Source organism: Actinomadura sp. GC306 (assembly GCF_004348665.1).
Classification (GTDB): Bacteria; Actinomycetota; Actinomycetes; order Streptosporangiales; family Streptosporangiaceae; genus Spirillospora.
The window spans coordinates 1-12,445 of record NZ_SMKM01000203.1; the positions used below are offsets into that span (position 1 = coordinate 1).

The following is a 12,445-nucleotide window of genomic DNA, read 5'->3' on the forward strand; positions in this document are numbered from 1 at the left end:
TTCCGGGCGCGCGAAGTCCCGCCCGGGCCGCCGCCGATGGCACGCGGGGCCGGGCGTTCGCGATGGCCGTCAGGGGTGGACGAGGTCGCCGCGGGTGGTGTTGGTGCCGGGGACCGGGGCGGCGGGGTCGGAGTCCAGGGAGATGATCTTGTTGGAGCGGTCGACGTGGACGACGCTGGGGACGAACTCGCGGGCCTCGGCGTCGCTGAGCTGGGCGTAGCTGATGATGATCACCAGGTCGCCGGGCTGCACCAGGCGGGCGGCGGCGCCGTTGATGCCGATCACGCCGGAGCCGCGCTCGCCCGCGATCAGGTAGGTCTCCAGGCGGGCGCCGTTGTCGATGTCGACCACGTGCACCTGCTCGCCGGGCAGGAGGTCCGCGGCGTCCATCAGGTCCTGGTCGATGGTCAGCGATCCGACGTAGTGGAGGTCCGCCTGCGTCACGGTGGCGCGGTGGATCTTGGACTTGAACATCGTCCGGAACATCAGTGCTCCTTGCCGAGCTGGAGGGAAACGTTGTCGATCAGGTGGGTGGCGCCGACCCGGCCCGCGACGGCGAGGACGGCCGGGCCGCTGCGGGGGCCCGAGATCGTGGTGAACGTGGCGGGGTCGACGAGGACGAGGTAGTCGAGGACGAGGGGCGGATCGGCGGCCGCGGCCTTGTCGAGGACGGCGCCGGCGGCGTCCAGCACCGCCTCCGGGCCCTCGGCGGCGGCGTCCGCCCCGGCGTGCAGGGCGCGGGACAGGGCGACTGCCGTCCGGCGCTCGGCGGGGGAAAGATACCGGTTGCGGCTGGAGAGGGCCAAGCCGTCGGGTTCCCGGACGGTCGGCCCGCCCGCCACCTCGACGGGCACGTCCAGATCGGCGACCATCCGGCGGATCATCGCGAGCTGCTGCGCGTCCTTCTCCCCGAAGATCGCCACGTCGGGCCGGACGAGGTGCAGCAGCTTCAGCACGACGGTGAGCATCCCGTCGAAGTGGCCGGGCCGCGCGGCGCCTTCCACGATCTCGCCCATCGGCCCCGAGCTGACCGTGACCTGCGGCTCGCCCGGGTACATGACCGCGCGGGTGGGGGCGAACACGAGGTCCACGCCTTCGGCGGCGCAGGCGTCGAGATCGGTGTCGAACGTCCGGGGGTAGCGGTCGAAGTCCTCGTCCGGCCCGAACTGCAGGGGGTTGACGAAGATGCTGACCGCCACGGCGTCCGCCGACCGGCGCGCCTGCCGCATCAGGGAGAGGTGGCCTTCGTGCAGGGCGCCCATGGTCGGGACGAAGGCGAGCGTGCCCTCGATCCGGGAGCGGGCCTCGGCCAGTTCCTCCCGGGTGCGCACGACGACCGGGGTCACGACACGCCCCTTCCGCCGGATTCGGGCGCGGGACGGCGGGTCGGCGCCGGTTCAGCAGGCCGCATTCGTGTTCTCCCTCAATCGGCCAGTGCTTCGAGGAGGCGTTCGGCGTCCTCGGGCTTGAGCATCCCGGCGGCGAGGGCCCGGTCGGCGGTGAGGCGGGCCAGCGCGATGTACGCGCGGCGGCTCTCCGGCGACACCCGGGCCAGCTCGTCGACGTGGCCGGACACGGTGCCGGCGTCGCCGCGGGCGACCGGGCCGGTGAGCCCATCGATGCCGAGCCGCAGGCCGTTGTCCAGCGCGGCGCCGAGCAGCGGGCCGAGCATCCGGCCGGGGTCGGCGACGCCGGCGGCGCGGAGCAGGTCCATCGCCTCGACGACCAGCGTGACCAGGTGGTTCGCGCCGCCGGCGAGCGCCGCGTGGTAGAGCGGGCGCGCGCCCTCGGTGATCCAGACGGGTTCGCCGCCCATCTCCAGGACGAGCGCCTCGGCGACCGGGCGCAGCGGCTCGGGCGAGGTGACGCCGAACGAGATGCCGGTGAGGCGGTTCACGTCGTCGGGACGGCCGGTGAACGTCATGACCGGGTGCAGGGCGAGCGGCAGCGCGCCGGCGCGGGTGAGCGGGTCGAGGACGCCGGTGCCGTACCGGCCGCTGGTGTGCATGATCAGCTTGCCGGTGACGTCGACGCCCGCGGCGACGAAACCCGCGGCGAGCTCGGGGAGGTCGTCGTCCGGGACGGTCAGCAGCACGAGGTCGGCGGCCGCGACGACGTCCGGCGGGTCCGCGACGGCCGCGCCGGGGAGGCGTTCCGCGACGCGGGCCCGCGACCGCTCGGACACGGCGGTCGCCGCGGTCACCCGGTGGCCCGCGCGGGCCAGCGCGGCGCCGAGCGCCGTGCCGACGCGGCCGGCGCCGACGACGCCGACCGCGAGCCGGGCGGGCCGGTCCTCCGGCGTCTCCGGTTCGGGCCGGGGCGCGCGGGGGGCCGTGCCCGCAGCCGGGTCCGGCCCATCCCCGGGCGCGGCGGAGGCGGGCGTGACGTCAGGGTCCATCGGTTTCGTTCCAGTCCTCGGGTGGGTACCGGACGTGCGCGACCCAGGGTACCCGCGGGACGCGGTCGCGCAGTCCGGTGGGTGACGGTCGCCACCCCGTCCCATTCAGTCATGCGCCAGGGACTCCACGATGGATGCGCGGGCGGCGCGCCGCGCCGGAAGCACCGCGGCGGCCGTCCCCGCGGCGCCCGCCAGCAGGACGTAGCCCGTGACCTGCAGGTACGGCAGCGCGAAGCGGGAGTCGTCGGCCATCGCGTTCGTCGCGGCCCAGCCGAACGCGATGCCGAGGACGACCCCGGTGACCGCGCCGATCACGGCCATGACCAGCGCTTCGACGGCGAGCATCCGGCGGAGCTGGCGTCTGGTGAGGCCGAGCGCCCGCAGGAGGGCCGACTCCCGGGTCCGCTCGACGACCGAGAGCGTGAGGGTGTTCGCGATGCCGAACAGCGCGATGACGATCGCGAGGCCGAGCAGCCCGGCGAAGATCATCAAGATGGTGTCGATGGCCCGGGTCATCGTCTCCTTGAACTCGGCGGCGGAGACGACTTTCGCGGCCGGATAGGGCTTCGCCGCGTCGTCGACGGCGGCGCGGGCCGCGGGCGCGGGGACGCCGTCGCGGGTCTTCACGAAGATCTCCGAGGGGTCGACGGCGCCGAAATAGCGGGTGAAGTCGGCCTCCGGGACGATGATCCCCTGAAGCCGGGCGCCGCCGCCGTACACGGCTGCGATCCGCAGTGGGACGGGGCCGCGCGGGGTCTCGACCTGGACGGTCCGCCCGACGCCCTGGCCTGGCCGTTCGGCGGTCGCCTGGTCCACCATCGCGGTTCCCGGTTCAAGGGCGGCGCCGAGCGCGCCCGCCTCCATCTCGGGGTTCACGACCGTGCCGAGCGCCGACCGGGTGACCGTGCCGACCTCCACCTCCTCGCCGCCGATGCGCGCGTCCTGCCTGCGGATCTCCACGACGGCGGCGACCTCGGGACGTTCGCGCAGCCCCTCCGCCAGTGCCTGCGGGAGGCGTCCGTCCAGGTTCTGCGTCCTGAGCTGGAACTCGACCGGGAACTGCTCCGCCAGCTGGTGCGCCGCGGTGGCCTTGCCGCTCGCCGCGACCACCGCGAACAGGCTCATCAGCCCGACGCCGACGGTCAGCGCGATCGTCGTGGTCGCGGTGCGGCGCGGGGCGCGCAGCGCGTTCGCGACCGCGAGCCGTCCCGGGACGCCGCCGAACCGCGCCGGCACCGCGCCCGCGAGCCGTCCGAGCGGCCGGACGAGCGCCGGCATCGCCGCGACCACCCCGAGGAAGAACACGGCGCCGGCGAGCGCGACCGAGTACATCGCGGCCTGCCCCTTCGCCATGCCGAGCGAGCCGGCCGCGCCGATGGCCAGGCCCGCGGCGCCGAGCAGCACCGCGACCGCCGTCCGCGCCCGGCCCAGCCGGAACCGGCCGCTCCCCGGCTCCCGGTCCGAGCGCAGCGCGACGACGGGCGCGACCCGGGTCGCGGCGCGGGCCGGCGCCAGCGCCGACAGGACGGTCACCGCGACGCCGACCACCAGGCCGACCACGATCGTCCGGGGCGTGAGGGACGGTGCGCCCACCGGCACCGCCGCGGCCGGCCCGGCGACCCCGACGAGCGCGGCGGCGCCGAGGCCGGTGCCGACGGCGATGCCGAGCAGCGATCCCGCGAGCCCGACCGCCGCGGACTCGGCGACGACACCGCCGAACACCTGCCGGCGGGTCGCGCCGACGCAGCGGAGCAGGGCCGTCTCCCGCATCCGCTGCGCGATGAGGATCGCGAACGTGTTGTAGATGACAAGGGCGGACACCAGCATCGCGACCAGGGCGAAGATCAGCAGCCCGGCCCGGATGATCTCGGTGTCGGCGCCCGCGGACTTCGCCAGCGCCGCGCCGAGCTCCGGCCCGGTGTGGACCCGGGTGTCCGGGCCCGCGGCGGCCTCGATCGACGGCCGGTCGCCGCCCGCGACGTCGATCTCGCGGTAGGTCCGCTCACCGGTCATCGCGAGCGCGGTGGGGGTGTCGAAGCCGACCGCGCCGAAGACCTTGGCCTCCTGGTCGATGCCGAAGTCGACCAGGCCGACGACGCTGAAACTGTGCGGCCGGTTGTCCGCGTCCAGGATCGTCACTGTGTTGCCGACCGTGTAGCCCTCCCGCTCGGCCAGCGCACCGTCGAGGACGGTCTCGTCCCCACCGGAAGGAGGTCGTCCCTTGTCGACGTCGTAGCGCAGCAGTGACCCGGACGGCACCGAGATCGCGATCGTGGGGAAGTCGCCCACCGCCTTACCGTCCTTGCCCACCAGGGCGGCCTCGCCCTTGACGATGCCGTGCACGTCGGTCACGCCGGGCAGCGCGCCGACCTTCTGATACGTGGTGGGTGCGATGCCCTCGTCCGGGTCTTCGCTCTTGGGGACGACCGCGAAGTCGACCTTGTCGGCGGACCTCGCGAACGTCTTGCCGATGCCCTCGTTCATGCTGTCGGTCAGCACGAACGTCCCGGCGATGAACCCGACGCCGAGCGTGATGGCGGCCGCGGTGAGCAGCAGCCGCAGCTTGTGGGCCCGCAGGCCGGCCAGGGTCGTCCGCAGCATCACGCCTCCAGGCTCTTGAGCCGGTCGAGGACGGCCGCGGGCGTCGGCTCGGCGAGCTCGCTCACGATCTCGCCGTCCCGCAGGAACACGACCCGGTCGGCGTACGAGGCGGCGGCCGGGTCGTGGGTGACCATCACGACCGTCTGGCCCATCTCGCGGACCGAGGACCGCAGGAACCCCAGCACCTCCGCACCCGCGCGGGAGTCGAGGTTGCCGGTCGGCTCGTCCGCGAAGATCACCTCGGGACGGGCGACGATCGCGCGGGCGCACGCGACCCGCTGCTGCTGGCCGCCCGACAGCTCGCCCGGCCGGTGCCCCAGCCGGTCGCGCAGGCCGAGGACGTCCACGACCCGGTCGAACCACGCGCGGTCCGGCCTGCGGCCCGCCAGCTGGAGGGGCAGCAGGATGTTCTGCTCGGCGGTGAGCGTCGGAAGCAGGTTGAACGCCTGGAACACGAACCCGACGCGGTCGCGGCGCAGGAGCGTCAGCCGCCGGTCGCCCATCCCGGTGATCTCCACGTCGCCGAGGACGACGCGTCCGGCGCTGACGGTGTCCAGCCCGGCGAGGCAGTGCATCAGCGTCGACTTCCCGGACCCGGACGGCCCCATGATCGCGGTGAACGCGCCCTTGGCGAACCGCGTGCTGACCCCGCGCAGGGCGTACACGGCCGCGTCGCCGGACCCGTACACCTTCGACACGTCCTCGGCCGTCACGGCCGGCGGTGCCTCGGCAGCCGCAGAGTCTCCGGGCGGATCGGTGAACGTGCTGGTCACGGCGGCTCCCTGAGGGTCGTGGTCCGCGGATTGATCTTCCGCGGACCACGCTAGGAAGCCGCCGCGCGGCCGCCATCGGCCCGGCGGCCACGCTTTCCATCAGCCTCGCGGCCGACCGACGCCGCCGCATACGACCTGAGACGTACGGACGCGTCATCTCTCCGAGTTCGCGGCACCGTGTCAGGCCGCACCGGGCGGCCGGTGACGAGCGACCGGCGCCCATGGCTCGGCCGGGGCGTGGTCTGGTCCTCGTGGAGACGGGAGTTCTCCACGCGCGCGAGCGCCGGCGACCCTGGTGGGTCGCCGGCGCTCAGACGACGGGTGAAAACGCTCTTATCCGGAGGGCCGGGGTGACTCCGGCACCCTGCGCGGTGCGGAACCCCGCACCCGTCGCCTCAGGGGAGTGCGGTCCTCAGTCGTCGACTTCCGCGACGCCCTTGCACTGGGCGTTCGCGAGGCCGATGACGGCGACGGCGTTGCCGCACACGGTGGTGGCGGCGGAGATCGGCGCGATCACCTGGTTGCCGGCGAGGAGGCCGATGTTGCCGGCGGTGGTGTTGTGCGAGCCGTCACCGGCGTTCCCGCCGCCGAAGGCGGCGGCCTGCGCGGGGGCGGCGGCCAGCGCCGAGGCGGCGACGGCGAAACCGAGGATGCCGGTCGCGGCAAGCTTCTTGATCAAGAGAGTCCCTCCCGTACTTGGGCCCGAATCGGCCCGATCCGACAGTCGACGACGCGACCCGTCCGGGTCACGTCGCGTACGGTAGTTATTCAGCTACTCTCAGGTAGATCAATGCTTTACGTAAGGCCGAAGACAAGAAGTCATCATGGAGTGATCAAGCCGTTACATAGAGTTGTCCGTTTGCCCGCTTTTCACCAGACCTGTCTCGTAGGCGAACACGACCGCCTGGACCCGGTCCCGCAGGTTCAGCTTCATGAGGATCCGCCCCATGTGCGTCTTCACGGTCGCCTCCGACACGAACAGCCGCTGCGCGATCTCCGCGTTCGACATCCCGCGCGCGACGAGCCGGAGCACCTCCCCCTCCCGGTCGGTCAGGCTCTCCAGCGCCCCGACCGCCTTCTGCTCCGCGTCCGGCAGATGCACCGCGAACCGGTCGAGGAGCCGCTTCGTCGTGCTCGGGGCCACCACCGCGTCCCCCGAGTGCACCGCCTTGATCGCCTCGATCAGCTGCGGCGGGCCCGCGTCCTTCAGCAGGAACCCGCCCGCCCCGGCCTTGATCGCCGCGAACGCGTACTCGTCGAGGTCGAACGTGGTCAGGATGACGACCTTCGGCCCGGACGCCGCCACCACCCGGCGGGTCGCCTCGATCCCGTCCATGCGCGGCATCCGCACGTCCATGAGGACGACGTCCGCGCGCGTGGTCCGCAGCAGGTCCAGCGCCTGCACCCCGTCCCCGGCCTCGCCGACGACCTCGATGTCGGGCTGCGCGTCCAGGACCATCCTGAACCCGGCCCGCACGAGCTCCTGATCGTCGACCAGCACCACCCGGACGGGCGCCGCCGCGTCCTCAGCCTCCGTCATGCGCACTCCCCGTCAGATGAATGAATGGGGGGCCGCGCCGTTCACGGGACGGCCCACCTCCTCGCGGACCGGGATCCGCGCGAGCACCCCGAACCCGCCGCCCGGACGCGGCGCCGCGTAGACGGAGCCGCCGTACACGGCGACGCGCTCCCGCATTCCCGCGATGCCGTGGCCCTGCCCGTCGTCCGGCGCGGCCGCGCCCCGCCCGTCGTCGTCCACCCGGATCTCCAGGGCGTGACCGATGTACTGGAGCCGCACCGACACCGCCGCCCGCGGACCGCCGTGCTTGAGCGTATTGGTCAGCGCCTCCTGGACGATCCGGTAGACGGTGAGCTGCCGGCCCTCCGACATGGGCTCCGGCGTCCCGTCGACCTCGAACGCCACCGGCAGGCCCGACGCGCGGACGTGCTCGACCAGCTCGTCCAGCTCCGCCACCCCCGGCTGCGGCGCGAACACCCCCGCGTCGTCGCTCTCGCGCAGGACGCCGAGGAGCCGCCGCATCTCCGCCAGCGCCAGCCGTCCCGTCGCGGAGATCGTGTCGAGCGCCTGCCTGGCCCGTCCGACATCGGTGTCGATCGCGTAGGCCGCCCCGTCCGCCTGCACGACGATCACGCTGACGTTGTGCGCCACCACGTCGTGCAGCTCGCGGGCGATCCGCGCCCGTTCGGCGGCCATGGCCACCTTGACCTCGTTGTCGCGTTCGCGCTCCAGCCGTTCGGCGCGTTCCTCCAGCGACCGCAGGTAGGCCCGGCGCGTCCGCATGTGCAGGCCGAGGAGCCACACGCCCGCCACGACCACGGTGAGCATGGCGAACACGTACTTCCGGTCGTCGGCGCTGTTCGGATACCGGAAGGTCACCATCAGCGCACCCAGCTCGGCGACCAGCGCCGCCCCAACGCCCCACCGGAACGAGTTCCTGGCCGTGACCGTATAGAGCCCCATCAGGACCGCGACATTCGCCAGCTGTGGTTCCACGCCGACCAGGCACTGGACGGCCGAGGTGAGCGCGATCGTCGCGAAGACCGTGCGGGGGAACGTCCTGCGCAGGACGAGAGGCGCCAGCAGCCCGAGCGTCAGCAGGATGGTCCCGGAATCACCGAGTTCATGACGGCCGGTCACCAGCGACGGCATGGCCAGGACCAGCAGCGGCAGCGCGAAGAACGCATCGCCCAGCGGCTTCTTACGCCGCAGCCACTCCCACGCGTCCGCCACCATACGGACAGGGTACGGACGCCCACCCGTCCCCAAATCAACCGTAAGTCGGACCCGGTCTCCCCCCAAGGGACTCCTGTGCAGCGCCCAGTCGCACGCGCGGGACACCCCGTCCAAAGACCTGGCACGCGGGGTCGCGCACGGTAACGTCACAGTCGTGGCGGCGTTGGTTTCCGAATGGCTGACATGGCGCACCGCGATGGACCGGGCGCTGTACGGGGAGAACGGTTTCTACCGGCGCGGGGAACGTCCCGCCGAGCACTTCCGCACCTCGGTGCACGCCTCCCCGCGCTTCGCCGCCGCCATCGCCCGCCTGCTGGTCGAGGTCGACACCCTGCTCGGCCACCCCGCGCGGCTGGACGTCGTCGACATCGGCGCCGGGTCCGGGCACCTGGTGAGCAACATCCTGGCCTGCGCCCCGCCCGACCTCGCGCCGCGGCTCGCCCCGACGGCCGTGGAGATCGCCCCGCGTCCGGCCGGGATCTCGCCGCGGATCAACTGGCGTCCGGACCTGCCCGACCGCATCACCGGCCTCGCCGTGGCGAACGAGTGGCTCGACAACATCCCGCTGGACGTCGTCGAACGGACACCGGACGGCGTGCGGACGATCCTGGTCGATCCGTCCACCGGCACCGAACGGCCCGGGCCCGTCCCGTCCGACGAGGACCGCGCGTGGCTGAACCGCTGGTGGCCCCTCCGCGAACCCGGCGACCGCGCCGAGATCGGCCATCCCCGCTGCGCCGCCTGGGCCTCAGTGGTCGGACGGCTCTCCGCGGGGTTGGCGCTCGCCGTGGACTACTCGCACTCCCGCGAGTCGCGGCCCGTGTACGGAACCCTCGCCGGCTACCGCGACGGATCGACCGTCCCCGCCGTCCCGGACGGCTCCTGCGACGTCACCGCACACGTCGCCCTGGACGCCTGCACCACTGCCGGTGAACGCGCCGGTGCCACGTCCACCCTGCTGACGACCCAGCGCGACGCGCTGCGCGCCCTCGGCCTCACCGGAGCCCGCCCCCCACTGGACCTGGCCCACCGCGACCCCCGCGCCTACGTCGCCGCCCTCTGCCACGCAGGCGAAGACGCCGAACTGACCGACCCCTCCGGGCTCGGCGGCTTCGGCTGGCTGGCCCAGACCGTCGTCATCCCCATCCCTCCGCCTCTGGCGTAGCGCGACCTCAACATTCGACGTGGAGAGACTGCAAGCCACGCAGGACATAGCCCGACTTCCACTTCGGCTCAGTCACCAAACGCAGCCCTGGGGCCTGCCGCAAGACAGCACCGAACGACTCGGCAAGCTCGATGCGGGCCAGTGGCGCGCCCAGGCAGTAGTGGATGCCGAGCCCGAATGTGATGTGCGGGTTCGGGTCGCGGGCCAGGTCGAACCTGTTCGGGTCGGTGAAGACCTCAGGATCACGGTTCGCGGACGCGAATTGCAGCGCGACTTCAGCACCGCGCGGGATGTCGACACCGGCGACCGTGATGTCCTCAAGGACCCAGCGCTCGAACATGGGCGCCGGAGTGTCGTAGCGCAGTAGCTCCTCAACGGCCGTGGGGATGAGCGACGGGTCTGAGCGGAGGCGCTCCAGCTCACCGGGATGGCGGAACAGCGACCACCAGCCGTTGCCGGTCGCGTTGACCGTGGCCTCATGGCCGGCGTTGAGCAGGAGGACGCAGGTGCCGATCAGTTCGTCCTCCGTGAGGCGGTCGCCCTCGTCCATGACCTGGGTGAGCGCGGTGATGAGGTCGTCGCGCGGCTCGTCCCGCCGGGTGCGCGCCAGGCCGCGCAGGTAGTCGGAGAACTCGACGGCGGCGCGGACGGCCGTCCGCTGCACCTCAAGCGGCGGGTTCAACTCGTACATGCCGCAGATGTCGGCCGACCAGGGGCGCAGGAGGTGCCGGTCCTCCACGGGGACGCCGAGCATCTCCGCGATGACGTTGACCGGCAGGGGTTCGGCGACCTCGGCGAGCAGGTCGCCGCCGCCCTTGGCCGCGAGCTCCCCCGCCAGTTCCCCGGCGAGCCGCCTGATCGTCGGCCGCAGCCCCTCCACCATGCGGGCGGTGAACGCCTTGGACACCAGGCGCCGCAGCCGCGTGTGCGTGGGCGGCTCGACGTCCAGCATCCCGGCGCGGACCAGGTCCCAGAACGGCTTGAGGAAGTCGGCCTCCGGCTCGCGCCCGAACTCCTCATGGGTCGCGACGTGGAGGTAGGACCGCCCGAGCCGCCGGTCCCGCAGCAGCGCGTCGACGTCCTCGTACCGGCTGATCACCCACTGGTCGGTGGCCTCGTGGAAGAACACCGGCCGCTCGGCGCGGAGCCGCTCGAACACCGGATACGGGTCCGCGACGAACTCGGGGGACCAGGGGTCATACGCCAGATCACTCATGATCCGACGATATTCGCCTTTTGTGATCGCCCCATCAGGTCCCCTTGAGGAAGCCCGCGTTTCCGGTGGTGGGGTCGGCCCGCTCCCCCCATGAGCGGGCCGCCCCGGGTTTCATGTTCGGGGGTCGCGGCACAGCCGGGAAGAGAAACGGGAGGTTGTGGATAACTTTTCAGCGTGCCCAGCGGGTCGGGTCTCCGCGGCCGGACCGGCGGGCGGCCAGGGCACGGCGGGCGGTCGATTCGACGATTGCGCGGGCCTCGCCCAGTTCGCGGTCGGCTGCGGCGACCTGCACCGGTCCCGGGGGCGCGTCCACATGGACGGTCGCGAGGCCGAGGAGGCGCTGGAGCGGGTTCACCGTGAGCCGGACGGACTGCGCCCGAGCGTGGGCGATCACGTCGGTGCGGCGGCAGGGCCAGCCGTGCCGGGACACGAAGACGACGTCGTCCGTCCCGGCGCCGTCCGCCCGGTCGAGCGACAGACCCTTGGACGAGGCCGGGATGAGGGAGACGGCATCGACGTTCGTGCCGGGGAACACCTGGGAGACCAGTTGCATGGCGATGTGCCGGGGCGCGACGGGCAGGAGCGTGGAGGACAACGCCTGGCGCTCCCCCGCGTACCCCGCGACGGTGACCTCGACCCGGGCCCAGCCGAGAGTGCGCCAGATCGCCGGTTCGATGATGCTGACCGCCTGGACGCGTCCCGGAGGAAGCGTCTGCATCCGTGTTTCCAGAAGGCCGTACCGAAGGCGGACACCGTCCGGCGACATGGCGACCGTGAAGTTGGCGTACATCACCAGGGGCGCGATCACGGCCCGGATGAGCGCGAGCATGACCGGAATGGTGACGGCCAAGATGCCGACCTCCGCGTACATCACCAGGAACAGGAGGGACGCGAAGAAGAGCAGGGACGTGCCCAGCACGGGTAGGCGCAGGACCAGGGACGCTAGCAACGTGCCAAAGGAGACGCGCCACACGTGCCGCTCTGGAGCCTCAGGTGTCTGTCCCGGGAGGCCGGCTGCGAGAGCGAGAAGTTCGGCGCGCAACTGCTGGGCGGAGTGCCGTCCCAGGTAACGAAGCGAAATCTCGCTCCGTTCCCCGCCGGCCAGTTCGACCCGTACCTCGGCCAGCGCGAACACCCGTGTCACCAAGGGGCGGACGAGGTCGATGGCCTGAATGCGCGAAAGCGGGATCCGGCGCTTGTTCTTACGCAGCAGACCGGTCTCGACGACGAGGTCGTCACCGTCGACACGGAAGCGCAGGGCGAGCCACACCCAAAGCCCGGTCCCGACAGCGAGCAACCCCATGGGGACGGTCACGATGAGAAATCTGGCGACGACCTCCGGGGTCAGCGCCAGAACGATGCCGTCTTCCGTCTGCGTCAGCAGCAGCGGAAAGCCGAGCAGGACGAAGTAGATGATGAGGAAGATGAACGCGCGCAGGGGGACCGTCGCCCAGTGAAGCCTGTGCACGCCTTCCGAGAACCGCACCGGTGGCCGGTAGCCCGGTGGTGGGCCGTGACCGTACGGAGGGTGGGGCTG

Annotated in this window: 11 protein-coding genes; 1 reads left to right on the forward strand and 10 read right to left on the reverse strand. The window is 72.5% G+C overall.

Annotated features, from left to right (window positions below; translation table 11 throughout):
* Positions 1–69: 69 nt before the first annotated feature.
* From panD to E1200_RS24115, 8 genes are all read right to left on the reverse strand, one after another.
* Positions 70–486, reverse strand: a complete 417-nt coding sequence (panD, locus tag E1200_RS24080; RefSeq protein ID WP_131954346.1) for an aspartate 1-decarboxylase — start codon at positions 484–486, stop codon at positions 70–72.
* Positions 486–1,346 (reverse strand): pantoate--beta-alanine ligase, encoded by an 861-nt coding sequence (gene panC / locus E1200_RS24085; protein ID WP_131954347.1) that lies wholly within the window; start codon positions 1,344–1,346, stop codon positions 486–488. The genes panD and panC overlap by 1 nt, the downstream gene beginning before the upstream one ends.
* A 77-nt stretch (positions 1,347–1,423) precedes the next feature.
* Entirely contained in the window at positions 1,424–2,398 is a 975-nt protein-coding gene (locus E1200_RS24090; protein WP_131954348.1) for a DUF2520 domain-containing protein, read from the reverse strand.
* A gap of 105 nt (positions 2,399–2,503) precedes the next feature.
* Positions 2,504–4,999, reverse strand: a complete 2,496-nt coding sequence (locus E1200_RS24095; RefSeq protein ID WP_131954349.1) for an FtsX-like permease family protein — start codon at positions 4,997–4,999, stop codon at positions 2,504–2,506.
* Positions 4,999–5,772, reverse strand: coding sequence for an ABC transporter ATP-binding protein (locus tag E1200_RS24100; protein ID WP_131954350.1), 774 nt, complete (start codon positions 5,770–5,772; stop codon positions 4,999–5,001). Before E1200_RS24100 ends, E1200_RS24095 begins: the two co-directional genes overlap by 1 nt.
* 412 nt (positions 5,773–6,184) lie before the next feature.
* On the reverse strand, positions 6,185–6,451 hold the full coding sequence (locus E1200_RS24105) for a chaplin family protein (protein WP_165950438.1): 267 nt from the start codon (positions 6,449–6,451) through the stop codon (positions 6,185–6,187).
* A gap of 162 nt (positions 6,452–6,613) precedes the next feature.
* Positions 6,614–7,312, reverse strand: coding sequence for a response regulator transcription factor (locus E1200_RS24110; RefSeq protein WP_131954352.1), 699 nt, complete (start codon positions 7,310–7,312; stop codon positions 6,614–6,616).
* 12 nt (positions 7,313–7,324) lie between these two features.
* Complete coding sequence (locus E1200_RS24115) at positions 7,325–8,527, reverse strand: sensor histidine kinase (protein WP_207933519.1); 1,203 nt, start codon at positions 8,525–8,527, stop codon at positions 7,325–7,327.
* A 154-nt stretch (positions 8,528–8,681) separates the two neighbouring features.
* Here E1200_RS24115 and E1200_RS24120 point away from each other — a divergent pair, with 154 nt between their 5' ends.
* Positions 8,682–9,692, forward strand: coding sequence for an SAM-dependent methyltransferase (locus tag E1200_RS24120; protein WP_347813238.1), 1,011 nt, complete (start codon positions 8,682–8,684; stop codon positions 9,690–9,692).
* A 7-nt stretch (positions 9,693–9,699) separates the two neighbouring features.
* Here the strand turns inward: E1200_RS24120 and E1200_RS24125 are convergent, their stop codons facing one another.
* Both E1200_RS24125 and E1200_RS24130 read right to left on the reverse strand, forming a co-directional pair.
* A complete protein-coding gene (locus tag E1200_RS24125; protein ID WP_131954353.1) occupies positions 9,700–10,908 on the reverse strand; it encodes a cytochrome P450 in 1,209 nt (402 codons plus the stop codon).
* Positions 10,909–11,077: 169 nt separating this feature from the next.
* Positions 11,078–12,445: PH domain-containing protein (locus E1200_RS24130; protein ID WP_347813239.1), on the reverse strand; the 1,368-nt coding region annotated here is incomplete at its 5' end.